Origin of the sequence: Nocardia vulneris (assembly GCF_001613425.1) — a bacterium.
Lineage (GTDB): Bacteria > Actinomycetota > Actinomycetes > Mycobacteriales > Mycobacteriaceae > Nocardia > Nocardia vulneris.
Map to the genome: position 1 here is coordinate 314322 of NZ_BDCI01000002.1, position 25257 is coordinate 339578.

At 67.8% G+C, this 25257-nt stretch carries 22 protein-coding genes; 9 read left to right on the forward strand and 13 right to left on the reverse strand.

The genetic code is table 11. The features are described 5' to 3' along the window. Complete coding sequence (locus NVU01S_RS03345; RefSeq protein WP_063048052.1) at window positions 1–3726, reverse strand: nitrate reductase subunit alpha; 3726 nt, start codon at window positions 3724–3726, stop codon at window positions 1–3. Between the two features lie 627 nt (window positions 3727–4353). On the opposite strand from NVU01S_RS03345, the gene NVU01S_RS03350 reads away from it, so the two are divergent. After that, window positions 4354–4812 carry a hypothetical protein gene (locus NVU01S_RS03350; protein ID WP_156161873.1) on the forward strand — a complete coding sequence of 153 codons (459 nt, stop codon included), beginning with the start codon at window positions 4354–4356 and terminating at the stop codon, window positions 4810–4812. Here NVU01S_RS03350 and NVU01S_RS03355 read toward each other — a convergent pair. The 4 genes from NVU01S_RS03355 to NVU01S_RS03370 form a co-directional block, all read right to left on the reverse strand. After that, window positions 4791–5684 (reverse strand): NAD(P)-dependent oxidoreductase, encoded by an 894-nt coding sequence (locus tag NVU01S_RS03355; RefSeq protein WP_043678812.1) that lies wholly within the window; start codon window positions 5682–5684, stop codon window positions 4791–4793. The two genes, NVU01S_RS03350 and NVU01S_RS03355, sit on opposite strands and share 22 nt — an antisense overlap. Before the next feature lie 211 nt (window positions 5685–5895). Further along, window positions 5896–7215 carry an MFS transporter gene (locus NVU01S_RS03360; RefSeq protein WP_043678807.1) on the reverse strand — a complete coding sequence of 440 codons (1320 nt, stop codon included), beginning with the start codon at window positions 7213–7215 and terminating at the stop codon, window positions 5896–5898. A gap of 102 nt (window positions 7216–7317) precedes the next feature. Next, window positions 7318–8076 carry an SCO6745 family protein gene (locus NVU01S_RS03365; protein WP_043678804.1) on the reverse strand — a complete coding sequence of 253 codons (759 nt, stop codon included), beginning with the start codon at window positions 8074–8076 and terminating at the stop codon, window positions 7318–7320. Between the two features lie 79 nt (window positions 8077–8155). Next, window positions 8156–9148: a helix-turn-helix transcriptional regulator gene (locus tag NVU01S_RS03370; protein WP_043678801.1), complete on the reverse strand. Its 993-nt coding sequence runs from the start codon at window positions 9146–9148 to the stop codon at window positions 8156–8158. Between the two features lie 62 nt (window positions 9149–9210). On the opposite strand from NVU01S_RS03370, the gene NVU01S_RS03375 reads away from it, so the two are divergent. Beyond that, window positions 9211–9564, forward strand: coding sequence for a YybH family protein (locus NVU01S_RS03375; RefSeq protein ID WP_209444873.1), 354 nt, complete (start codon window positions 9211–9213; stop codon window positions 9562–9564). 96 nt (window positions 9565–9660) lie between these two features. Beyond that, the gene (locus NVU01S_RS03380) at window positions 9661–10146 is read left to right on the forward strand and encodes a DUF488 domain-containing protein (protein ID WP_043678798.1); all 486 of its coding nucleotides are present in this window, start codon (window positions 9661–9663) and stop codon (window positions 10144–10146) included. On the opposite strand, the gene NVU01S_RS03385 is transcribed toward NVU01S_RS03380, so the two are convergent. Continuing rightward, on the reverse strand, window positions 10124–11410 hold the full coding sequence (locus tag NVU01S_RS03385) for an APC family permease (RefSeq protein WP_052281195.1): 1287 nt from the start codon (window positions 11408–11410) through the stop codon (window positions 10124–10126). The two genes, NVU01S_RS03380 and NVU01S_RS03385, sit on opposite strands and share 23 nt — an antisense overlap. Window positions 11411–11470: 60 nt before the next feature. After that, window positions 11471–13222, reverse strand: a complete 1752-nt coding sequence (locus NVU01S_RS03390; RefSeq protein WP_156161871.1) for a glycoside hydrolase family 183 protein — start codon at window positions 13220–13222, stop codon at window positions 11471–11473. 271 nt (window positions 13223–13493) lie between these two features. Between NVU01S_RS03390 and NVU01S_RS03395 the strand changes: the two genes are divergently transcribed. Next, entirely contained in the window at window positions 13494–14627 is a 1134-nt protein-coding gene (locus tag NVU01S_RS03395) for a phosphotransferase family protein (protein ID WP_043678792.1), read from the forward strand. A gap of 42 nt (window positions 14628–14669) precedes the next feature. After that, complete coding sequence (locus tag NVU01S_RS03400; RefSeq protein ID WP_043678862.1) at window positions 14670–15767, forward strand: TIGR03857 family LLM class F420-dependent oxidoreductase; 1098 nt, start codon at window positions 14670–14672, stop codon at window positions 15765–15767. Here the strand turns inward: NVU01S_RS03400 and NVU01S_RS03405 are convergent. Continuing rightward, window positions 15692–17320: an MFS transporter gene (locus NVU01S_RS03405; protein WP_052281193.1), complete on the reverse strand. Its 1629-nt coding sequence runs from the start codon at window positions 17318–17320 to the stop codon at window positions 15692–15694. The two genes, NVU01S_RS03400 and NVU01S_RS03405, sit on opposite strands and share 76 nt — an antisense overlap. Before the next feature lie 99 nt (window positions 17321–17419). Beyond that, a complete protein-coding gene (locus NVU01S_RS03410) occupies window positions 17420–17839 on the reverse strand; it encodes a YbaY family lipoprotein (protein ID WP_052281192.1) in 420 nt (139 codons plus the stop codon). Between the two features lie 131 nt (window positions 17840–17970). Here NVU01S_RS03410 and NVU01S_RS03415 point away from each other — a divergent pair, with 131 nt between their 5' ends. Both NVU01S_RS03415 and NVU01S_RS03420 read left to right on the forward strand, forming a co-directional pair. Continuing rightward, complete coding sequence (locus NVU01S_RS03415) at window positions 17971–18264, forward strand: TetR-like C-terminal domain-containing protein (protein ID WP_052281191.1); 294 nt, start codon at window positions 17971–17973, stop codon at window positions 18262–18264. A 95-nt stretch (window positions 18265–18359) separates the two neighbouring features. Next, entirely contained in the window at window positions 18360–19055 is a 696-nt protein-coding gene (locus NVU01S_RS03420) for an LmeA family phospholipid-binding protein (protein WP_043678789.1), read from the forward strand. A gap of 8 nt (window positions 19056–19063) precedes the next feature. Here the strand turns inward: NVU01S_RS03420 and NVU01S_RS03425 are convergent, their stop codons facing one another. Further along, complete coding sequence (locus NVU01S_RS03425; RefSeq protein WP_167829443.1) at window positions 19064–19531, reverse strand: RDD family protein; 468 nt, start codon at window positions 19529–19531, stop codon at window positions 19064–19066. Between the two features lie 203 nt (window positions 19532–19734). Here NVU01S_RS03425 and NVU01S_RS03430 point away from each other — a divergent pair, with 203 nt between their 5' ends. Next, entirely contained in the window at window positions 19735–20940 is a 1206-nt protein-coding gene (locus NVU01S_RS03430) for a glycoside hydrolase family 76 protein (RefSeq protein WP_052281189.1), read from the forward strand. On the opposite strand, the gene NVU01S_RS03435 is transcribed toward NVU01S_RS03430, so the two are convergent. Together NVU01S_RS03435 and NVU01S_RS03440 are read right to left on the reverse strand one after the other, a co-directional pair. Then, complete coding sequence (locus NVU01S_RS03435) at window positions 20941–22116, reverse strand: DmpA family aminopeptidase (RefSeq protein ID WP_043678786.1); 1176 nt, start codon at window positions 22114–22116, stop codon at window positions 20941–20943. It lies immediately after the preceding gene. Window positions 22117–22120: 4 nt separating this feature from the next. Then, entirely contained in the window at window positions 22121–22738 is a 618-nt protein-coding gene (locus NVU01S_RS03440; RefSeq protein ID WP_043678783.1) for a TetR/AcrR family transcriptional regulator, read from the reverse strand. 116 nt (window positions 22739–22854) lie between these two features. On the opposite strand from NVU01S_RS03440, the gene NVU01S_RS03445 reads away from it, so the two are divergent. Further along, complete coding sequence (locus NVU01S_RS03445; RefSeq protein WP_052281188.1) at window positions 22855–24264, forward strand: APC family permease; 1410 nt, start codon at window positions 22855–22857, stop codon at window positions 24262–24264. On the opposite strand, the gene NVU01S_RS03450 is transcribed toward NVU01S_RS03445, so the two are convergent. Further along, entirely contained in the window at window positions 24252–25238 is a 987-nt protein-coding gene (locus tag NVU01S_RS03450) for an AraC-like ligand-binding domain-containing protein (protein WP_043678781.1), read from the reverse strand. The genes NVU01S_RS03445 and NVU01S_RS03450 overlap by 13 nt on opposite strands. Window positions 25239–25257 lie beyond the last annotated feature (19 nt).

Consider the following 25257-nt stretch of genomic DNA (forward strand, 5'->3'; position numbering starts at 1 on the left):
TCAGTACTCCACTTCCTGGCTACGGCGCCGGATCGTGGTGACCTCGTCACGCTGATTACCGGTCGGGCCGTGATAGTTCAACGCAAACGACTGCTGGGCATACCCGCCGATCAAATGCGACGGCTTGATCATGATCCGGGTCAACGCGTTATGGATCCCACCCCGCTTACCCCGCGCATCATCGACCTCGCCACGATCCTCGATCCGGGGCACACCCACCGCCCGGTCCTGCGCGTGATACATGAACACCGTGCCCTCGGGCATCCGATGCGACACGATCGCCCGCGCCACCACCACCCCGTTACGGTTGACCGCCTCGATCCAATCATTATCGGCCACACCGATCTTCGCCGCGTCCCGCTCCGACATCCAGATCGAGGGCCCACCCCGCGACAACGTCAACATATGCAAATTGTCCTGATACGCCGAATGGATCGACCACTTCGAATGCGGCGTCAAATACCGCACCGTCACACCATTCACCCCCACCGCACCGACCTCGGGCTCACTGAACAACCCCGTCATATCCAACGGCGGCCTGAACACCGGCAACTGCTCACCCAGCTCGATCATCCAATCATGATCCAAATAGAAATGCTGACGCCCCGACAACGTATGCCACGGCTTCAACCGCTCCACATTGATCGTGAACGGCGAATACCGCCGCCCACCCGACTCACTCCCCGACCACTCCGGCGACGTGATCACCGGCACCGGACGCGCCTGCGTATCCGCAAAACTAATCCGCTTCCCCGCATGCTCCGCAGCCAAATCCACCAACCCGGCACCCGTACGACGCTCCAACGCCTCGAAACCCTGCACCGCGAGCCGGCCATTGGTCGTGCCCGACAGCGCCAGAATCGCCTCCGCGGCATGGATATCCTTGGCCAGCGACGGACGCCCCTGGGCCACACCGGAAACCACGGTGCCGTTGACCCCCGCGAGGTATTTCACCTCCTCCTCCGGATAGGTCGTCACCCCCTTCGTGGTCAAGCCCAGCGTCTCGACCAACGGCCCCAAAGCGGCCATCTTCTCCGCGATCTTGGGGTAGTCCCGTTCCACCAGCACCAGTTTGGGCATCGTCTGACCCGGAATCGGCTCGCACTCACCGGCTTTCCAATCCAGCACCCGCCCACCCGCCTGCGCCAACGCATCCGGCGAATCGTGCTGCAACGGCACCGCCACGATATCTTTGCGGACACCCAGGTGCTTTTCGGCCATCCACGAGAACCCGCGCGCGATCCGATGGAACGCCTCGAAATCGGTCTTGGCCTCCCACGGCGGCGAAATCGCCGGAGAGAAGGCGTGCACGAACGGATGCATATCGGTCGAGGACAGATCGTGCTTCTCATACCAAGTCGCCGCGGGCAGCACGATATCGGAGAACAATGTCGTGCTCGTCATCCGAAAGTCCAACGACAGCAACAGATCCAGCTTCCCCGTCGCCGCCCGCTCCCGCCACACCAACTCCTGCGGCCGCACACCGGTCACATCCGTGGTCTGCAAATTCGAATCCGCACCCAGCAGATGCTTGTGGAAGTACTCGTTACCCTTGCCCGACGAACCGAGCAGGTTCGCCCGCCACACCGTCAGACAGCGCGGGAAATTCTCCGGAGCATCGGGATCCTCACACGCGAAACGCAGGTCACCGGATTTCAATTCGTCCACGATGTGCTCGGGCGCGGACTTACCCGCGCGCTCGGCCTCGTCCGCCAGATCCAGCGGATTGCGGTCGAACGTCGGATAACTCGGCATCCAGCCCAGCCTGCTCGCCAACGCGATATTGTCCGCCGCCGTGCGCCCCGCGAAGCGGCCCTCCCCCAGCGGCGAAGCGAACGCCGCCGCGGTGAACGGGTCATAGCGCCACTGATCGTTGCTGAGATACCAGAACACCGTGCCCTGCATCTGGCGCGGCGGCCGCTGCCAGTCGGAGCCGAAAGCCAATGTGGACCAACCGGTTACCGGTCGGCACTTCTCCTGTCCGACGTAGTGCGCCCAGCCGCCACCGTTCACCCCCTGGCAGCCGGTGAGCAGCGTCAGCGTGAAGAACGCCCGATAGATCTGATCGGAGTGAAACCAGTGATTGGTGCCCGCACCCATCAGAATCATCGACCGGCCGCCCGAACGCATTGCGTTGTCAGCGAACTCGCGCGCGATCCGGGTCGCCTGCACGGCCGGTACACCGGTGACGGCTTCCTGCCAGGCAGGCGTATACGGCTCGGACGCATCGTCGTAACCGGACGGCCAGCTTCCGGGTAGACCCTCGCGTGCGACACCGTACTGAGCCAGCAGCAGATCGAACACGGTGGTAACCCGCTTGCCCGCAACGACCATCGTCGGCACACCGCGGGTCAGCACACCGGGCACGTCGGTGTCGAAGCGGGGAAACCGCACGGCCGCAGCATCATCGGTGCGGCCGTGCAGCGTCAGCAGCGGATCGACGTCCGCCAGGTCCAGGTTCCACCGTCCGGTGCCGGACGCGCCGAACCGATCGCCCAGCGATCCGTTGGGCACCACCGGATTCGCGTCGGCATCCAGCAGCACCGTACGGAACGCGTCACCCGCGTCCGGTTCGGCGGCCCCCTGCGCCACCGAACCGGACGCGGCGAGGTCGGCCGCGGTCAGGAACTTGCCGGGCACGTAGCCGCCGTCCCGCTCGTCGAGGGTGATCAGGAACGGCAGATCGGTGTAGCGCTTGACATAGTCGGTGAACCGGGCCGTGGTCTTGTCGACGAAGAACTCCTTGAGCATCACGTGGCCCATCGACATGGCAAGCGCCGCATCGGTTCCCGGCCGCGCCGCCACCCACTCGTCGGCGAACTTCGTATTGTCGGCATAGTCGGGCGACACCACCACGACCTTCTGCCCCCGATACCGCGCCTCGGTCATATAGTGCGCATCCGGCGTCCGCGTCACCGGCACATTCGAACCCCACATGATCAAATACCCGGCATCGAACCAATCCGCCGACTCCGGCACATCGGTCTGATCACCGAACACCTGCGGCGACGCCACCGGCAGATCCGCATACCAGTCATAAAACGACAGCATCGACCCACCCAGCAACGAAATGAACCGCGCCCCAACCGCATGGCTGACCATCGACATCGCCGGAATCGGCGAGAAACCCGCCACCCGATCCGGGCCGTACTGCTTGATCGTGTAGACGTGCGCCGCCGCCGCGATCTCCGCGGCCTCCCACCATTCGGCGCGCACAAAGCCACCCTTGCCACGAGAGGACTTGTAGCGCTTCGCTTTCGCCGAGTCCTCCACGATTTCGCCCCAGGCCAGCACCGGGTCCTTGAGCCGAGACTTGGCTTCGCGGTACATCTCCAGCAGCACGCCACGCACATACGGATAGCGGATGCGGGCAGGCGAGTAGGTGTACCAGGAGAACGACGCACCGCGCGGGCACCCGCGCGGCTCGTACTCCGGCTTGTCCGAGCCGACCGAGGGATAGTCGGTCTGCTGCGATTCCCAGGTGATCACACCGTCTTTGACGTAGATCTTCCAGGAGCACGAACCCGTGCAGTTGACGCCGTGGGTCGAGCGCACCACTTTGTCGTGCGACCATCGGTCGCGATAGAACTCGTCGGCCGCGCGGCCGCCGGTCTTGTGCAGCGTGCGCTGGTCCGCCGAAATCTCGCCGCGGTGAAAATACTTACCCAACCGCAGCAGTGCGTCACCGGCGTCGGCGTTTGATCGGTCGGTCGGTCGGTGCGCCACGACGCCCCCTTCGAGCTGTGAAAATCGGGCTGGTGCTCAGACTGTAAGGACCACGGGACGTGCGGCCAAACGGTTCCCTCACACCCCGCCCGGACGCGTTGTGCGGTGTGAGATCACGGCAACCTGCCGGTCACGGCACCCCGCCCGTGCCCGCCCTCGCACAGCCGTTCGACCTGCGCGTGAGCGCGCCGACCGGCCGAAACACCCGGCGGTTCGCCTGTTTCGACGACGATCATGTGATTGTTCGGAAACAGCGGGTTCTCGGGCGGTTTACATTTGTTAACAGATCATCGATCAGCGGAATCGACGACTTCGCCGACCACGCCGCCTCGCGATCGAGACCCGGCGGCCCGGGCGATCCCTCCCCCATCCGTCGCGTACGGACGACCATCCGACACCTTCCCCTGCGTCGACCGGGGCAACCCCCGGTGCACCGGATGTCATGCGGACCATCGCAACACAGTTCGGCCCGCCGGCGCTACCGAACGCGGACATCGATCTGTCGGCCGAACGGCGGATATTCCCCGGACGGCACCGGTGGCATCGTGGTCAGCGCAATCGAAACCAATCTTCGGTGGAGGAAAAGTGTTGAGCCAGAGTGTGATTCGTCGTCCAGGCCTGCGCGACATGGCTGCGGCCACCGTCTTGGCCACGGCCCTGACCGTCGCGGCCTCGGCCGGCGCGTCCGCCGGACCGGGCACAGGTAGCTCCGGCAGCTCGGACACCGGCAGCGGCAGCGGTAGCGCCGGCAGCGGCAGCGGCCCCGGCACGCCACAACCGCCCACCCAGCGCTGCAACCAGTCGACCAAATCCGGCGGCGCGGGCGTCACCGACACCATGCACGAACTCGGCCGTGGCGGCCCGCTCTCCTTCGTCCTGACCTACGAGACCTACGACGTCCCGGACAAGATCGACGTCTTCTACCAGGGCGCGCTGGTGCGCACCACGGGTTACGTCGGCGACCATCTCAATCAAGGCACCGGCTCCCTCACCGTCGGCCTGCCCGCGGGCACCGCCACCGCCGTGATGGTCCGAGTCACCGGCCCGAACGGCACCAAGTGGGACTACACCGTCAGGTGCCCCTGATCCGTGCGCAGCAGTTCGATCAGGGCGGTGATGCTCTGCGCACCCCGGCCATCGGCCACCGCTCGGCGCAGCAACTCGTGCATCGGGCCATGCCAGGACATATCCACCCCGGCCTCCCGACCGAGCCGCTCATCGTCGTCGATCGCGGTGTGGAACAACGCGATCGACGATCCGAGCCGGGTGTAGTCCTTGCTGTCGATCTCGTCGGCGACTACCGGCAGGATCGATGCGATCATCTGTAGCCATTTGATCGAGTACGGCACCATCGACTGTGCCGGGATACCGCGCCCGGCCAGTAGCGCCGCGCCTTCGAAGAATCCGAGCAACGCGGGCAGCAGGGTTGCGCCGACCGCGGATTCGAACAGCGCCGCGAGATCCGGTTCGGCACCGAGGTGGACCACTTCACCACCCAGTACCCGCAGCGTCTCCACGTGCTCGGCGAAGATCGTCTGCGCGCCACCGAAGTACAGCAGGGTGTCGGGCGCGCCGATCGCGGACGGGACATTCTTGATCGCGCCGCCGAGGAAACGTGCACCCAGGCCGGTCACCCAGCTCGCGAATTCCCTTGCTTCGGAGGGTATTCCGCTGTTCGTCGTGACGATGACGCGGCCCGCCAGCTCGGCTTCGGCCGCCGCCAGCGCGGTCCTGGTCGCCTCGAACGTGGTCATTGCGGAGATGATCAGCGGGCTCGCGGCCACGGCGTCGGCGATCGCCAGGCGTTGCCGCGCGCCCGCGGCCACGAGCGGCGCCGCGCGCTCCGGGTTCCGGTTCCACACGGTGGTGGGGTGTTTCGCCGCGAGGAAAGCCGCGGCGACCGCGGTACCCATGGACCCGGTGCCGAGCACCGTCACCGGCGTTCGCTGTTCCGTCATTGCGCTCCAATTGCGTTGTCTACCAAGCAGGCACAGGGCCTCGTGCTCCGCCAGTGTCGAGGCAGACGACCAGCGCGGACAAGTACGCACTTTCCCCGGGAGTTGCGCACGTCCAGGTAAGTAACCAGCTCAGCGCCGCAAGGACGGTGCGGTACCGCGCAAGACCACACCCGAACCGGTCAGGTGTGGTCTTCGTCGGTGTTCGCCGTGGCTACAGCGCCTGGTCCTTGGTTTCCACCAACGCCTTGGCGCAGCCGAAACTCAATACCGCCAGACCGGCCAGCATGACTCCGATCGCATTGCTGCCGTATGCCGACGAGAGCGGCGTGGCGACCAGGGGCGGGATCGCACCGCCGAGCACCCCGGCCAGGTTGTAGCCGAGACCCGCGCCGGTATAGCGGTAGCGGGTCCGGAACATCTCCGGCAGCAGCGCACCACACGGCCCGTACGCGACACCGAAGATGGCCAGGGTGGTCAGCACACTGAGCACGAAGGCGGGCCGAGAGCCACTGTCCAGCAAGGGGAACAGCACCAGCGACCAGACGATGGCCACCCCGGACGACGCCATGATGACCCGGCGGCGGCCCAGCCGGTCGGAGTAGATGGCCGAAAGCACGGTCGCCGCACCGAATATCACCGCCGCCCCGATGCCGACGGTCAGCACGAACGGGCGGCTGAACCCCAGGGTCTTGGTGCCGTAGCTGGTGAGGAAGGCGGTGCCCATGTAGAAGAAGGCGAACAAGGTGGCCAAAGCGCCCGCGGACAGCAGGATTTCCTTGGCCTGGTGCCGCCAGGCCTCCAGGAAGGGCAGCCGCGCCGGCCCGGCGTCGAGCGCGCGCTCGGTCGCGTTCGCACGGAAGACCGGCGTTTCCTCGATCACCAGACGCACATACAGCCCGACGCCGACCAGGACGATCGAGAACACGAACGGGATGCGCCAGCCCCAGGTGAGGAAGGCGTCGTCGGTGTCGCCGAGAAAGGTGCCGGTGATGAGAAAAGTGCTGCTGGACAACGCGAAGGCGAACGCGGGACCGATCTGCGGGAACATCGCGTAGAGACCGCGTTTGCCCGGTGGCGCGTACTCGGCGGTGAGCAGGGTCGCGCCCGCCCATTCGCCGCCGACGGCGAAGCCCTGACCGAAGCGCAGCAGCACCAGGATCAACGGAGCCGCGACGCCGATGGTCGCCGCGCCGGGCAGCAGGCCGATCAGCAGCGTGGAGATGCCCATCAGCAACAGCGTGGAGACGAGGGTCTTCTTGCGGCCGATGCGGTCGCCGAAATGCCCGAAGATCATGGCGCCCACCGGGCGTGCGATGAACGCCACGGCGAACGTCGCGAACGAGGCGACCGTGCCCGCCGTCGATCCGAGCGCCGGGAAGAAGACCTTCGGAAAGACGAGCGCCGCCGCGGTCCCGTAGATGAAGAAATCGTAGAATTCGATGGTGGTGCCGATACAGCTCGCGACGGCCACCCGGCGCATGCTCGTGCCGGTCGTCGTCATCGTTGCCTGTTGTGGCGACAGTCTTTTCATGCGGTCCTCATTTCATCCCCTGCGCCGCCAGTCCAGGCGCGGGGTGAGAGGACCATAGTGATGTGGGTCACTCCGTGGTAACCCCCGAACGGGGGTAGGGACCTACTGTCGAACAGACGATTCGCGAGTGAACGCGGCGCGGTGCGCGTCGGTCAGCAGCACACCGAGTTCCTGCTGCTCGGACTCGTCGAGCACCTCGAAGTACGGCTGAATCAGCTTGTCGGTCAAGGCTTCCGCCGCTTCCCAGCGCTCACGCTGCGCGGGCGTCGGCGTCGCGAACGGTTCGGGCCAGCCGAGCAGGCGAGCCTGATCACCGCCGTCGAGCATCGGCGACCCGGAGACGAGAATCGCCTCCAGCGGTGTCAGCCCGCACGCCGTCACCGCGATGAAGTGCAGCCCGCCCCGCAATTCGCGCACCACGTGCAGCAGCAGCGTCGCCCGGCCGAGCCCGTCCGCGGGCCGCGGCATCGCCCGCCAGCCCGCGAACAACGGCAGTCCGGCCGGCGACGCCGCCGCGGCCACCCGCTCCAGCAATTCCGCCAGCCGATCCGCGGCTTCGAACGAGGCGAGCTTGCGGCGACCGAAATCCTGACAGGCGGCCGAATAGGCCTGTGCCGCTTCGGCGGCGGCGATCGGCGTCGATTCCCAAGCCGACCGGACCCGCTCCGGCGCGAAGAAGCCGAAGGCCGCGGCGACCACGTCGGCATCCACCTCGCCGACCACGCCACCGCGGCCACGGGTGTACGGGCCGTGGAACCCGCTCACCCCGATGGCACTGCCGAATTCCTTGACTTCCCGGGACAGCATGAACGCCCCACCCAGCTCCGAGATCTGCTTCTTCACCACAGCCGCCGTCATCATGAACGAAATACTATACGTACGGCCGTACGTCTTACAAGAGACGCGTCGAACCGCATCGGCTGACGAAATCGCCTACGGCTCAACCTTTATCGAGATCGAGCGGTGAGCCGTCATAGTGGGCGGCCAATTCGGCGGCTCGATCGCGCAGCGCGGTGCGCAGCCATTGCGGGGCAAGGACTTCCGCGTTCGTGGCCAGTTGCCAGAGCGCCCATTCGGCGTGTCTCGCGTCCTGGAAGGTCACCTCCAGCCGTATCCAGGCGTCCGCGTCGGTTGTCTCGGCGCGCACCGCCAGCGCGGTGTCGACCAGCTCCGCGCGCCGCGACGGGTGCACCCGGGCACGCACTGCCACTTGGTCGCCGCCGGTACGAAATCGCGTGCCGCGTTCCTGCCACGCCCGGTCCAGATCGACCCGGTCCGGGCGCTGCGCGGGTTCCGGCAGTTCCTCGGCGGCCGAAATACGCGACAGGCGGTAGGTGCGGTCCGCACCGGACCGCGTGGCCAGCAAGTACGCCTGATCGCGCACGGTGACCAAGCCGACGGGGTCCACCGTGCGCCAGGCCGGCTCCTGATCCACCGCCGCGTAGCGGATACGCAGCTTGTGCCCGGCCAGCACCGCGCGCCGGACCTCGCGCGCCACCGCGTCGGGCACCGCCTCGGGGAGCGTGCGCCGCGACAGGAGATCGGTGTCCGGATCGATCAGCAATCGTTCGGCCGCGCCCGCCGCGGTCAGCCGGTAGCTCTCGGGCAGCGCGTCGACCACCTTGCGCATCGCCGAGGCGAGCGCCGAGCCGAGCCCGAAAGCCTGTGCGCCAGGCCGTGATCCGGCCACCAGCAGCGCCAGCGCCTCGTCGTGGTTCAGGCCCGTCAGCTCGGTCTGGAAACCCGGCAGCAAGACGAACCCGCCGTGCCTGCCGCGCTCGGCGTACACGGGGACGCCTGCCGCGGACAGCGCATCGATATCGCGCAGCACGGTCCGGGTGGAGACCTCCAGTTCGCGGGCGAGCGCGGTCGCGGACAGCCTGCCGTGCCGGCGCAGCAGCAACACCAGGGAGACCAGCCGATCGGCACGCATAGAAAAACCTTCGCAGAAATACCCGACACAAGATGTCGTGATTTGCTGAGAGTGTAGTCGGTATGACGAACAACAAAGTGGCCACCGAGCCCAACGACCTGGGCAGATACTTCGTCGAGCGCGCCAACGCCGGCGATGTCGACGGACTGGTGGCGCTCTACGAACCGGACGCGGTGCTGGAGTTCCCGCCGGGCCACTTCGCCACCGGACACGCGGCGATCCGCAAGGTCTACGAGCAGTTCGTGGCGGCCGCACCGGTACTGTCCCCCGGTAGGCAGCACCCGGCACTGGTGAGCGGCGACCTGGCACTGACGACGACCACCCTGACCACCGGCGAGATCGCGGCCGAGGTCGCACGCCGCCAGCCCGACGGGTCCTGGTTGTGGGCGGTGGACCAGCCGACCCTGCTCCCGTAGGCACCGCGGCGGTGGGCCGGATCGACCGCGCCCACCGCCACCGTCGAAAGGCTGCGATCACCGTCGAAAGGCAGCGATCACTGTCGAAAGGCTGCGATGAAACACATAACGACGATCGGCGTCTACGGCGGCACCGTCGAGACCTTCCTCGCGACGCTCACCGCGGCGGGCGTCGGACTGCTGCTCGACCTGCGCCAGCGCCGCGGGGTCCGCGGGCCGGAGTACGCCTGGGCGAACTCGGCACGTCTTCAGCATGCGCTCGCCGCGACGGGTATCGAGTACCGCCACGTGAAGGGGCTGGCGCCGACGACCGAACTACGCCAACTCCAGTACCGCGCAGACGATCTGGCAGGCGTCGGCAAGCGGAGCCGCGTCCGGTTGGCAGCCGAGTACGCCGAGCGCTACACCCGGGAGATCCTCGACCCGTTCGACCTCGCCGCCCTCGCGCAAGACCTCCCGAACAACAGCACGACCGCACTGTTCTGCGTCGAACGCGATCCGCAGGCCTGCCATCGCGCGCTCGTGGCCGCCCGCCTGCACGCCGATCACCGACTCCCGATCACCCATCTCTACCCGGATTGAGCGACCTGTTGCTCAGCAACCGGACGCCGTACAGAACTGCTCCCGCGGCGACGACCCCCGCACCGGTGACGATGGACCCGACCGGCAAGGTGAACGCCAAGACCAGACAGCCGAGCAACCCCGTAGCGGGAATCACTCGGGGCGGCCGGTTTTCGTCGCGGGACAGGGTCCAGGCCGACACATTCGCGATGGCGTAGTAGAGCAGCACGCCGAACGAGGAGAACCCGATCACGGCGCGCAGATCGATGGTGGCGGCGGTGACCGCGACGAGCACGCCGACCACCACCTCGGCACGATGCGGGACCCCGAATCGCGGGTGCACGGCGGCGAGACTGTGCGGCAGGTGGCGATCGCGGGCCATCGCCAAGGTGGTGCGGGAGACGCCGAGGATCAGTGCCGACAGCGCGCCCAAGGCCGCGACCGCCGCACCCGTGCGCACCACCGGTGCCAACCATCCGACCCCCGCGACCTGCACCAGCGCAACGAGCGGTGCCGCTGCCGTCGCCAACCGATCCGGCCCGAGTACGCCCAGCGCGGCCACCGCTACCGACGCGTACACGACGAGCGTGCCGCCGAGCGCCAGCGCTATCGCACGCGGAATCGTGCGGGCCGGGTCACGGACCTCCTCACCGAGCGTGGCGATACGCGCGTACCCGGCGAAGGCGAAGAACAACAGACCGCCCGCTTGCAGCACGCCCGTAACGGTCAGCGCACCGCCGAATTGCATTCGCTGCCAATCCATCCGGTTCGAACCGAAGGCTGTGGCAACCACCACCGCGAGCACGAGCAGCACCACGACCACGATCACCCGGGTCAGCCATGCCGATTTCTGCACGCCGCGATAGTTGACGGCGGTCAGCGTCGCCACCGCGACGACCGCGACCGCATGAGCGTGCGCGGGCCACAGGTAGATTCCGGCAGTCAGTGCCATCGCCGCACAGGATGCAGACTTGCCCACCACGAAACTCCAGCCCGCGAGGTAACCCCAGAACGGCCCCAACCGCTCCCGCCCGTACACATACGTGCCTCCGGAAGACGGATACCGAACGGCCAGCCGCGCCGAAGAAATCGCGTTACAGCAGGCGACCACCGCCGCGAGCGCGAGCCCGATCAGCAGCCCTGCTCCCCCGGCCCGCGCCGCCGGGCCCAGCGCAGCGAAGATGCCCGCGCCGATCATCGCCCCCAGTCCGATCATCACGGCGTCGCCAACGCCCAGGCGCCGTGGCAGCGCCGCGTTCGCCCCGGCCGAGCCGCTGTCGTCCATCGCAACTCCCCGAGTTAGCGCTGTGGTTGCCGCCTATCCTATGACGCGGGCCCGCCGACCCTAACGGTAGTAGACCTCGAGTTCTGCGATCGAGGTGAAATAGGCGCTGCCGCCTGGTTTTCCGATGATGCGGAGGCCGTCGCCGGAGGTGGTCGCGAAGCTGAAAGTATAGGTGGTGAAGGCGCCGGTCGACGCGGTGTACGGGTAGCGGGGCTCGATCTTGGTGTTCTGGACGTCGATCCAGCGGAAGTCCTGGCGCACCTGAACGCGCAGGCTTGCGGCGAACCAGCCGCCGTCGTCGAACATTTCACCGGTCGTGTAGACCACCTGATTCATCAGGTACGGCTCGGACCAGGTGAAACCCCAGAAGTCGAGGTCCTTGTTCTCCTGGTCGAAGCTGTTCTCGCTCTTGGTGAAATCACCGTCGTTGTAGTACTCGGTGTGGCCGAAGTGGGCGGATTTCTCGATGGGCGTGACCGCGGCGCCGGTGTAGGCCAGGTTGTCGCGCGGGTCGGGCTGGTTCGCCGGCGTCTGCGCGCGGTACGGCAGCAACGTCATCTTGCGCAGGTTGAAGCTGTAGGCGGTATCGCCGCCCGCGCTGCCCACCCACCAGTTCGACTGCACCCACATCGACGTCCCGTCGGCCGCGATGAACTTCGACGGGATCGTGGTGGCATAGCCGCCGTTCTTCGGACCGGGGCAGCCGGGGCCCCGGCCGAACCACGGATAGCCGCCGAAGTCCTTGGTGAGGAACAGTTTCCAAGGACCCCACGGCGTGGGCGCCTCATAGAACTCGTAGGTGTACTCGGTCCAGGAGGTGTACAGATACCGTTTCAGCGGTTCGACGTACACCACCCCGCCCTGCGAGATCACCGAGAGGTTGTGCGGCCACTCCCGGTAATTGCGCAGCGTCGGATACTGCCGCCGGGTGTCGCGCAACACCGCGCGCCGGTCGGTCAGCTGTTTGCTCCACCGCGGTGTGTCACCGTCGAGCCCGGCGAAGAATTCCCACCGGTTGCGTTGCTCGACCGCCTCTTTCGGCGCACGCGCGAGATACAGGTCGAACGGGTCGGCCACCGTCGCGGTGAACGATCCGCGCCAATTGCCGTCCAATCCATACGCATAGACGTAGCGGCCCGCGTCCGCGCCCAATGCCGTTGCGGCATAACCGGAGTCACGCCCGAAGTCGAGAAAGAAGACGGTGGTGAACACGCCGCCGGTGAACATCGGCTGCTGCGTCTTGTGCCAGGTCCGCCCGTGGTCGTCCGACCACGAGACACTGGCGGCCGGCGCATCGTTGAACGCGATATCCCCCGGACCCAGCCGTAGATCCTGAATCGCGAGATAGAGTCGCCCGTCCACGCAGACGATCCCGGTCGGCTTCCGGTTGTAGTGCGCGGGATCGCCCCAGATCGCGCCGACCTCGTCGGCGACCGCCAGCACCTCACCGGTGAACCCGCTCTTGGGATCTCCGCTGATCCGGTTGACCACGATGTCGTGCCGCGGCCCGTCCGCGAACCCGCTGCCATCACCGTTGACCGAATAGAGGTTGTCGTCGTCGGCCCAGCAGGTCACCCACAGATCGCCGTCGCTTTCGCTGTCGACCTCGACGGCGTTACCCACCATGGCCGTCGCGAAGAAGGTGCTCAGCTCGGAAGTGGAAACAGCACGCGCATCGGCCTTTTCTTCATGCTCGCCGGACTGCGCGGGCGAGCGCGACCCGGCGGTGCCGGCGACGCCGAATCCGGCGGCCAGCACACCGGCGGCTCCGGAGACGCCGACCATGAACCGGCGCCTGCCGATACCACTCACCCCCGACCCCCTCGGCCACCGACCGAGCACTCCACCGAACCGCCCCTCGGGCAGGCACTTTCGACCCGGCGGGCCGACACGCTGACAACGCTGTTCACGCAGACCATCTTTCGAGCAGAACCAATCCCGGCCCCGACACTAGCCGTTCACCCCCACCACCGGCACGGCGAGCTGTCCACACCCACTCCCGCTCATCGAGAACACCTGTTGACACCCCGAAACACCGCGGCCGATGGTTACCGCAGCTTCGTAACCGTGTCAGGAGTGGTCGATGTCTTCCTCCCAGCCCGAATCGGGCATGCGGCTGCAACGCAGCAGCCGCGACACCAGCGCGCTGATCCCGCGCCTCACCGAATGGCTGGCCACCCAACTGCCCGAGGCGGCCGGGCCGCGACTCACCCTGCAATCAGGCATCGACAGCAACGGCATGTCGGCGGAAACCTTGGTGCTCAACGCGATTTGGACCGAAGCCGGTACCTCGCGGACCGTCGACCTGATCGGCCGGATGGTGCCCACTCCGGGCGATTTCCCCATCCTGGCGCACTACGACCTGCAAGCCCAGTTCGACGCCATGCGCCTCGTCGCCGAGACGAGCGACGTGCCGGTGCCGCGGGTGCGCTTCCTCGAACCGACCGGTGCGGTACTGGGTACGCCCTTCCTTCTGATGGATCGGGTGGACGGCGTGGTGCCCCCGGATGTCATGCCGTACACCTTCGGCGGCAACTGGCTGTTCGACGCCGACGCCGAACAGCAACACAGGTTGCAGCACAGCACGATCGAGACACTTGCCGCGCTGCACGCTATTCCCGACGCGCGCACCGTCTTCGCCTTCCTCACCCCTGCGCAGCCGGGGACGAGCTCGCTCGAACGCACCCTGCACCGCGCCCACGCGTGGTACGAGTTCGCGGCACGCGATACCGGCCCGTCGCCGCTGGTCGAGCGAATCCTGGTGTGGCTCACCGCGAACCTGCCCGAAACCGCGCCCGGCGACGACGTGCTGTCCTGGGGCGACGCGCGCATCGGCAACTGCCTCTACCGGGACTTCGTGCCCGCCGCGGTACTCGACTGGGAGCTGGCGACGATCGGCCCCCGCGAACTCGATGTGGCCTGGCTCGTGTTCGCGCACCGGGTCTTTCAGACGATCGCGCAGACTTTCGGTCTCCCCGGCATGCCGGGCTTCCTCCGCGAAGCCGACGTCGTGGCGACCTACGCCGAGTGCGCGGGCCGGCCGCTCGGCGATCTCACCTGGTACACGCTGTTCGCCGCGCTGAACTACTGCGTCGTCTTTCTGCGGTCGGGCGGTCGGCAGATCCATTTCGGCGAGCTGGCCAGGCCCGACGACATCGAGTCGCTGCTGCATCACCGCTCGCTGGTCGAAGAACTGCTCGCCGAACTCGGCGCCTGAGCACCGCCGCACGACAATCCTGCTGGGGAGCGCACTTTCGTGATCGAACAACTCAATGAACTGGCGTACTACTGCATCACCCGGCATCCCGCCGATGCCCGGGTCTTGTTCCCGGAGGCCCGCGCGGCCGAGGAATTGGGCTTGGGCTCGTGCATGATCGGTGAGCGGATGACGGTCAAGGACTCCGCGGTGCTCTCCGGCGGGCTCGCCGGGTGCACCACCGATCTGGGGATCGCGGCGGCGGCCACGAATCACCACACCCGGCATCCGATGGTCACCGCCACCATCGGTTCCACCATGCAGGCCATCACCGGGGGCCGCTACGCCCTGGCTTTCGGCCGCGGCATGGCGGCGAACTGGAAAGCGATCGGCCTGCCCGCGGTCACCGAGGCCCAGTTGCGGGACTTCGTCGGCCTGCTGCGCCGACTGTGGGCGGGCGAGACCATCATCGGCCACGACGGGCCCGCCGGGGCCTGGCCGGTCCTCTATCACCAGAACGGCCTCGACGAGGCTCCGCCGATCGGTTTCGTCGCGGTCGGCCCGAAGACTCTCGAACTCGCCGGCGAGATCGGCGATTTCGTGGTGCTGCACACCTTCTTCTCCGAGGAGGCCACCACCAAATCCGTTGCGGCGGTGCGCCGTGGCGCGGAACGAGCGGGCAAGGACCCGGACCGCGTCCGGATCTGGTCGTGTCTGGCGACCGCGAGCGACGCGCTCGCCCCGGCGGACCAATTGCGTAGGCGGACCGGCCGTTTGGTGACCTACCTGCAGGCCTACGCCGACGTGCTCATCTCCGCCAACGGCTGGGATCCGCAGGTCTGGGAGCGCATCCGCGGCACCCAGCTCTACCTCGACGCCGCGGCGGCGGGCCCGATCGACGCGTCCGCCTCGGTCGAGGTCCTCGAACAGTTCGACGCCCTCATCCCGGACGAGTGGCTCGCCGCAGCCGCGTACGGCTCCCCAAAGCAGTGCGTACAGAAGATCTCGCGCGAATTCGACCTGGGCTGCCACTCGGTGATCATGCACGGCGCCGCCCCGCACGAGCTGGCCTCGGTCCTCACCGCCTACCGAGCCGACCGCCCCACCCTGCGCCGGGCGGTCGCGGCGAACCCGGGAAAGTTCGCGTCAGCGGGCCGGTGACCGGCGCGTGAAATCAGGCCCAGCACAAGCACTATCACGATCCCGCCACCCGCCAGCGCGGCCGAGGTGGCCAAGATCGCACCGATACCCGCCGCGCTGGCCGTGTGCCCCGCGGCGACGAGCTGGTCGGCCAGCGCGGGAGGCACGTTCGGCGTCGCGGCCGTGCCCTCCACCGATCCGCCTGCCGCGAGTACGTCGACGGCGCCGCGAGCAAGCTGATCCGGAATCTGCGGGAAAGCGCGCAGCGCGTCCTCGGCGCTCAACCGCACCGTCGATCCGAATACCGCCCCGAGGGTCGCGACACCGAGCGCCGTCCCGAGTTGCCGCGCCGTCGAGGCGACCCCGCTGGTCATCCCCGGCCGCACATTGGCGGCAATCCGCAGTGCCGCCTCCGAGGTGGTCGGGACGATGATCCCGAGCGCGATGCCGGAACAGAGCAGCACCGGAACGAACTGGGTCCAACTGCCCTCGGCCGACACCTGCACGGCCGACCAGGCACCGCCCAGAATGGCGGCCAATCCGAGCAGGTACCAGAGCACATCCGGCAGGAATCGTTGCGCCGCCGACACGATCGGCGCGGTGATCAACGCGGTCACCGACATCGGAACGAGCGCCAAGCCGGTGTCGATGGCCGACATGTGCAACGTATTGACGAAGTACAGCGCCAGATAGTTGCCTGCCGCGGTCACCGTGGCGAAGGCGATCAACCCCGGGACACAGATCGCGGCGAAGTCCGGCCGGGCCACCAGGCGCAGATCGACCATCGGGTCGGCGGCCCGTAATTCGGCGCCGACGAACAGCAGCGCAGCCACAACCGTGACACCGAAGAGGGCAACCGTCTTGGCGTCGGACCACCCCCACCCGTTGCCGTTCACCAGCGCCAGGACGACCGCCAGTAACGCCACGGTCGCCAGCACCGTGCCTGCGATGTCCAACGAAAACTCTTGTACGTCTTTACTGTTCGGTATCCGCGCGGCCAGGACGAGGGCGATCGACCCGATCGGCAGGTTGATCAGGAAGATCCAGCGCCAGTCCAGATACTCGACCAGTACGCCACCGACCACCGGACCCGACGCCGTCGCCAGTCCCATGACGGCGCCATAGACGCCGATCGCCTTGGCCCGCCCGGCGGCCGCGGGGAAGGCCGCCGAGATCAACGGCAAGGCGAGTCCCATCATCGCGGCGGCGCCACACCCTTGCACCGCCCGCAATACGTTGAGCACCACTATGTTCGGTGCGCACGCACAAGCCACCGACGCGGCGGTGAACACGCCGAGGCCGGCCACGAAGAAGGCCTTGCGCCCGTAGCGATCGCCGGCGACCGCGATCGTCAGCAGCAGCACGGCGATCGGCACCGTGTAGGCGTCGACAATCCATTGCAGCGCAGACAGATCGGCCCGGTACTCCCGCTGGATATCGGGTAGCGCGACGGCGACGATCGTGACATCGAGCAACAGCATGAACAAGGCGATACACACCGTCGCCAGCGTGACCCTGGGCGCACCGCGGCGGTCGGCGAGCGTTCGAGCCTCGGGTGGGTGGATACCGTTCACGGGCTTTCCTTCCGACACTGCGATGTGGACAGTGGCCACACTAGTGGTCACCGTCCACATTCACAAGGGTCGGATCAGCGGCCGACCCGCCGGGCGCCGCTACGGAATGGCTTTCAAGGTCAGACGCTGGAACGGCACCGGCCCCTCGGTGGGCACCGTGTGGCGCGTATCGGTGATCCACCGCAGCTTTCCGTCCACGTAGACGTCCGCCGATACCGCGAGCGTCCGGCGTGGATCGACCCGACCGGCCCGCAACTCGAACCGAGCAGGCTCGGCCACCGCCAGCCCCGCGCGGGCCAGCTCGATTGCGGGCGCGTCCGCCAACGAGACATCCACCAACCGGACCGTGATCACCGAGCCCGCCGGCGGCGGCCCACCCGGAAAGCTCAGCTCGCCGGTGACTACCAACGGCTCCACCGAATCCGCTTGTGCGGCAGTATTCGTCAGGGCATAACAGACCGCACCGGCCATGATCAGCACCGCCACGGCTCCCGCGATCCATCGCGTCTTCTCGGTCATGAACCTGACGATAGCCAGATAATTGCCACGGCAGGCGATCGTTAAGAGTCCCCTAATGGAACCCTAATCGACCCCGCACCGACGCCATCGCCGGACAAGCCGAGCCGCTGCCGTTCGAGGGTCGCTTCCGCGTGCCGGCGCGGGCCTACCTCGACTTCGCGCTCGCGAATCCGGCCCTGCTCACGCTCATGTTCGCGCGCAAGCGCAGCCCGACGGGCGGTGCCGAAATGGGCGCCGCCGTCGCGGCGGCGTTCGCGGTACCGGTGACCCTCACCGCCGACGCGCAGCCCGCGGCGAGCTCGTCGAGGGCGATCCGCTGCGGATCGGCTGGACCGTCGCGATCGCCCTGCAGGGCCTGGCCAGTTTCGTCGTATCCGGGCTGGTGGGAGCTGCGGATGTCGATGCGCTACTGGACGAGACCGTGACCAACCTGACCCGCGGGCTGCATCCCCGCGACGGCGCACCATGACCGATGCCCGCCGGCACAGCATGATGGTGGGATGGGTGAACGGGTGAGCACATGCGCGGACTGCTGATACTGATCGTGGTCGCGGCGATCGCGCTGCTGGTCGGCGACCGAGTCGCGGTGACCATGGCGCAGCACGAGATCGGCCGGCAGATCGCCGCGGAATATCAACTGGCGCAACAACCGAACGTCGATATCACGGGCTTTCCCTTCCTGACCCAGGCCGTCGACGGCACCTACCGCGAGATCGATATCCGGGTCGGCGACTGGAGCGGACAGGGCCTGACGGTGCACGACCTCGATATCACGCTGGTCGATGTCGCCGCGCCGCTGAACGACGTATTGCACAGTCGCACTTCGAATTTCGTCGCGGCGACCGCTACCGCCACCGCCGTGGTGCCGTACGATGCCGTGCGCGGGTTCGCGCCGTCGGGTGTGGAGTCGATTTCCTACAGCCCTGACGGGTTGCGCATCACCGGAACCTTCCCGGTGGAGGGAATCCCCGTACCAGGAACCGTGGTGGTGACGGTGGCGCCGACCGACGGCGGCATCGAGGTCACCCCGGTATCCGTGCAGTCCGCGGTCGGCGGTCCCACCATCTCCCTGGCCATGCTGCGCAGCACGCTCACCTTCACCGTGCCGCTGCAGCGGCTACCACTCGGCGCCCGCCTGACGGCCATCCAGCCGAGCGCCGACGGCCTGCACGTCACCGCCGTCGCCCACGACGTCCGGTTCTCCGACCTCCCCTGAGCACCCGCTCACGGTGCCGCCCACCGCCGCTCGTCGCGCCGGCGCACGGTGCGCAACCCACACGCCTGGCCCACGCTCGCGCCCTCCAGCAAGAACTGGGCGACGATCACGACGAAACCGAACAACCACCTGAACAGCGTCTGCCACAGGCGTGGCCGACGGCCGTCCTTCCGGCGCAGCACCCGCATGCCGAAGAGCAGTTTGGCCAGACTCCCCCGAAACAGCAGCGTGCCGACCACATGGTTGACGAACGACACCCCGAGCAGGCACGGCAGGAACACCGGCGCGAACTCCGCGATACCCGCGGACGCGTGAAAAACGCGCACCGCCAACGCCAAAGCCACGAAGAAGGCCAGTAATCCATCCGTGATCGCCGCGAGCGCCAGCCGGTTCTCCCCCGCCTCCTCCGGCACCCATACGCGCGATCGGCCAAGACCCGCGGCGGCTACGGCGGGATCGATATACGGTGCGTTCACCGGCCACATTGTGCCCAACACCGCCCCACCTGCCCAGCAGCGGTAATTGGGGGCTGGTCCGGCGCGGGAAACTGTTTGCGGAATGTTCGTTCTGGGCATGCCCCGCAGGCTGCTCTGCTCTGTTCTCATGGGTCGGGAAGAGTTCGAGTGTGCGGGGCGGGTGGTGCCGGCCGCGGCGATGGTTGTCGAGGGAGTCCGAGCGGATGGATCGCCGGCATGCGGGGATCAGCAGGCGCAGGGTGTTGCTGGCGGCAGGCGCCTCGATCGCACTCACCACCGTGACGCCGCCGACGCGGGCGGTGGCGATCAGCGCGAACGTGTCCAGCGGCCCCGAATCACCGGTCCAGCGGGCGGATCTGGCGGAACAGGCGATCGTGCAACGGCATGTGCGCACCCTCTGGGGTCACCCGCACCTGCGTCTGGGCACGCTCGTCTGGCCCTCGTCCCTGCTGGATCAGTCGTTCGCGCGCTGGTGCTACTGGTGGCAGGCGCACCTGCTGGACTGTGCGGTGGACGCCGCAGAGCGCGCCCGCACGCCCGAACGCGTCGACCGGGTCGTCGCCCTGGCCCGGGGCATCCGGGCCCGCAACATCACCGGCTGGACCAACCGCTACTACGACGATATGTCTTGGCTGGCACTGGCTCTCGAACGCGCGGACCGATTGCTCGGCGTCCGCTTCGACGATGCCGTGGCGGAATTGACCGCCGATCTGATCGCAGGCTGGAATCCCGCCGTCGGCGCGCTGCCGTGGCGCAACGACGACGAGTACTACAACACTCCGGCGATCGGTCCCGCCGGTATCGCCCTGGCCCGCTCGGGCGAACTGTCACGCGCCGCACAGCTCGCCGAATTCCTGGACACCCGATTACGCGACACCGGCAGCGGCTTGATCCTGGACGGCGTACACGAGCCGGGTGGCCGAATGGAACGCACCATCCACACCTACTGTCAGGGCGTCGCCATCGGCCTGGAAACCGAATTGGCCACGCGCACCGGCGAATCGAAGCATCGGCGGCGCGCCACCGACCTCATCGGCGCGGTCGCGGACCGGCTCACCACCGCCGGGGTGATCGCCGGCTCCGCCGACGACGACTCCGGGTTGTTCATGGGCATCCTCGCCAGATACCTCGCCGAAGCCGCACTCGCACTGGGTGACACGACCGCCGCGCACATCGTGCACGCCTCCGCGCAGTCCGCGTGGCGGCACCGTGCCGAGGTCGACGGACTGCCCTTGTTCGGCGTCGACTGGGCCCGTCCCGTCCCGGTGCCCCGGCACCCGCAGACCCTGCCCCAGCTCATGTACTCCCCCGCCGACACCCCGGCGAACCTCAGCCGCGACCTCTCGGTCCAGCTGAGCGCCTGGATGCTCCTGGAGGCCGACCACCGGCTGACCGCGGCAGGCCGCTGATCACCGGAAACCGTTGGTCAGCAGGGCTTTCAGCTGGTCGTGCGGGAGAGCGTGCGACTGATGACCGTCCCGCCCGGTCATGGCGCTGTTCACGACGAGCGCGTTCAGGACGGCTTCCTCGACCGCTTGGACCACCGCGGTATACACCGGGTCCATGCGGTTCCAGGGGAGCCTGGCGGTGGTGACGAGTTCGGCGGTCGCCGGCTCGCCGAGCGGAAATCCCGTGTCCGCCGGGCGGTCGTCGGCCGTGGAGAAGGCGAGGAACAGGTCGCCGGAGAACAGGCTGCCGGTGGTACCGGTGCGGGCCAGCCCGAACGGCACCCGGCGGGCCATCGCGGTGCACTGCAACGGATCCAGCGGCGCATCGGTCGCGACGACGACGATGACCGACCCCGAACCGCCTGGCGCGGCGGGCGATTGATCGGGTGCGACACCCCAGTCCGTCGTCTCCATCGGGTTGGGCACGTCGAGTTGCGTGCCGACGCGCTGCCCCCGGATCGTCAGTTCTTGGCGCGCACCGAAATTCGCCTGGAGGAACACGCCGACGGTGTACGTCCGCGCCCCGAATTCGACCCGTCTCGACGCGGTGCCGCTGCCCCCTTTGAACCCGTAGCAGTTCATGCCGGTGCCGCCGCCGACCGAGCCTTCGTCCAATGGCCCGCTGCGGGCCGAATCGAGCGCGGCGACAACGATTTCCGGCGTGACGTGGCCGCCGTTGATGTCGTTGAGGTAGCCGTCCCAGGTTTCGGCGCAGACCGGCAGCAGCCACTCCCGGCCCAGCGCCGGATCGGTCTGGTTGATCCACCGGATCGCCCCGGTGTGGCACGCCCCGATGGCATGGGTGTTGGAGATCGTGACGGGCATCGCCAGCTGCCCGACCTCGTCGATCCATGCGGTGCCGGTCATCTCGCCGTTCCCGTTGAGCGAGTAGCGGCCTGCCGCGCACGGCCGTCCGAGACCGGATCGGCCGCGCGGCAGCACCGCCGTCACGCCGGTGCGCACCGGACCCGAGCCCACCCGCATCGGCCCGTCGCCCGCGATCAAGGTCTGATACCCCACCGCCACGCCGGGCACGTCGGTGATGGCGTTCCACGGTCCCGGTTCGCCCTCGGGGGCGATGCCGAGGGCGCGGGCCCGCGGGCGTCCGTCCGGGGTGCACGAGTGCTGCTCGGTCATCGGCTCATCCTTCGGGTGTCGTGATGTCGGCGCAGCCCGTAGCGGTCCGCGCGTAGGAGCAGATCAGTTCGGCGGCACGAGTTTTCGTGATCGACCGGTTCCGGCTGACGATGTGCAGGCCGTAGGCGTCCTCCAGCGCGACCAGATTCGCCGCGACATCCAGCAGGGGTGCGCCGATCGTGAAGTGCCCCTGCGCGATACCCACCTCCAATGCACTCAGGTACACCGCGACCTGCTGTTCGAACAGCGCGGTGATCCGGTCGCCGTGCTCGGCGGCGACGCTGCGATAGGCGGCCAACCGGTACAGCGCGACCACCAGTTCGTCGGCGTCCGAGGCGGGCAGACCCGCCCAGATCAGCGCGCCGATCTTCGCGCGCGCGTCGCCGATCTTCGCGACCATGGTCAGCCTGCCCCCGAAGAACCGGTCGCTGGCATCGCGGTGCACCTCGCGCAACAGGTTGTCGAGATCGTCGAAGTAGTAGTGCACCGTCGCGGGTGACACCCCCGCGGATTCGGCGACCTCGCGGATCTTGAGCTTGCCGACGCCGCGGTCGGACACCGCGGTGAGCGCCGCGTCGAGGATCACCCGACGCGCCTGCTCCTGATCCTTCCGACGTGCCATCTACCCCTCCTGTTTCCCGATACTGATGGACAGTCAACTATGCAAAACATCGAAAACCAGACCTTCACAGCGCCTTTAGTCCATTCTTTGACTGTACATCAAAGAAAGGACCGGCCATGGCGACCCAGACCACCGGCCACACCGCCGACGACGACCATCGACAACCGCGCTACCGTCAGCAGCTGTCCCGAGCGCTCGGCATGGGCGAGAACATCCTGATCACGCTCTCCGCGGTCACCCCCGCGTCGAGCGTGTTCATCATCATTCCGGCGATCCTGCTGGCGGCGGGCGGCGCATCGGTGCTGACCCTGGCGATCGCGGCGGTGGCATCGGTGTTCATCGGCCTCTGTTACGCCGAGCTGGCCACCACCTTCCCCATCACCGGCGGCGAATACACCTGGGCCGCACGACTACTCGGCCGCCCCGTCGGTTTCGCGTTGTTCGCGCTCACGCTGGTGAACGGGGTGCTGATCATCGCGGTCATCGCCCTGGGCACCGGCGACTATCTCGGCGTCGCGATACCTCAGCTCGGCGGTAAATGGGTCGGCATCGGCGTCATCGTGGTGACGACCGGCATCGCGATCCTCGACATCAAGGCCAACGCCTGGGTCACCGGCGTTTTCCTGTGCGTCGAGATCGCGGCGATCGCGGTGCTGGCCTTCCTCGGCTTCAGCAACATCGAACGCGGACCGTCGGAATGGCTGCACGCGACCACCCTGACCGAGGGCACCCAGACCCAAATCGGCGTCGGTGCGCTGATCGCCCTCGTCCCGGTCGCACTGTTCGGCTACAACGGTTACGGCGCGGCGGTCTATTACGCGGAGGAGACCAAGGACGCCCAGCGCACCATCGGCCGGGTGATCATGATCTGCCTGGCCGCGACCGTCGCCATCGAGATCGTGCCGCTCGCGGCGGTCGTCCTCGGCGCACCCTCGCTGACCGACCTGCTGAACAGCGCGGCCCCGATGAACCACTTCCTCACCGCGCGCGGCGGCACTACGGTGAACACCCTGGTCAGCATCGGTATCGCGATCGCGATCGTGAACGCGGTGATCGCGATCATCCTGCAGATCTCGCGGCTGCTCTTCGCCTCGGCGCGCGACCGCAGCTGGCCCGACCCGATCGATCGGGCGCTGGGCAGCGTGCATCCGCGCTGGCATACGCCCGCGCTCGCGACCATCGCGGTGGGTGCGGCCGCCACCGTCGCGGCGGCCGTGCTGCCGCTGTCCTGGCTGATCACCGCCACCGGCGCCGGGCTGGTCCTGGTGTATCTGTTCGTCGCGCTGGCCGCGTTCCGGGTGCGCAGTCGTCCGGCGTCGGGCGGCTACCGCATGCCGCTGTGGCCGCTGCCGCCGATCGTCGTCGTGGCCGCCATGGGCTACGCGGGGTACAGCGTCGTCGACGCGTCCTGGCAGCAGATGGTGGTCGCGGTCGCCGCGATGCTGCTCGGCTGCGCCTACTACCTGATCTATCTGCGGCCGCGGCCGGACCGCTGGCAGCTGCCCGATCCCGTTCAGGAATCGTGAGGCCCAGCGGGTGACGAGACCGGTTGCGCGCGTTGCGCGCTCCGGTACTCGTGCGGACTGAGCCCGTACGCCGCGCGGAAGGTCCGGCTGAAATGCGCGGCATCGGGGAAGCCCCAGCGGGCGGCGATGGCGGCGATCGAGCGGTCGCGCCGCAGCGGGTCGCGCAGATCGCGCCGGCAGCGTTCCAGCCGCCGCTCCCGGATCCAGCCCGCGACGGTGGTCGACTGCTCGTGAAAGAGCTTGTGCAGGTAGCGGGTCGAGATGAAATGCGCGGTGGCGATGCGCTGCGGTGCGAGGTCTCCGTCGCCGAGATGCCCTTCGATATAGGACATGAGCTGTGCGGTGAGCGGGCGCCGGACCGCGGACCGGGTCGCGGCGAGCAGATCGAGCCGGGCACCGAGAACGGTGACTAGCAGATCGACGATATTGTCCGCCAACCGGGTTTCGGCCGGCCCGGTCACCTCGTCGAGGTGGCCGGCCAGCTCACGCAGCAGCATCGACAGCAGCGCGCCCGCACCGTTGTCCCCGGGTACCCGGCGCGCGGTGACCGCCGCGATGCGATCCTCGGGCAAGCACAGCGAGCGCCGCGGCAGCATCAGCACGAGCTGGCGATAGGGTCCGTCGAACGCCATCGCGTACGGGCGACTCGTGTCGTAGATCGCGAAATCGCCCTCGGCCAAACGGGTTTCCCGATCGTCCTGGGTGAGCAGGCAGGCGCCCTGCAACTGCACGCCCAGTTTGTAGCATTCCGGATCGGACCGCGCGATCAACGCCGCGGTCCGGCGCACCACGTGCGGGGTCGCGCCGATCTCGGTCACCTGCAGCGAACCCAGTGCCACACTGCGCAATCGGCCGTCGAACGGCTCGCGTCCGACGCGTTCCACCTGCAGGGGTACGAAGGTGTGGGAGACGGCGTCGCGGAAACTGTCGAATCGGTCCACCCGCGGCCACCGCGGCGGCATCGCCACTGACATGTGCCCTCCTCGATGATGC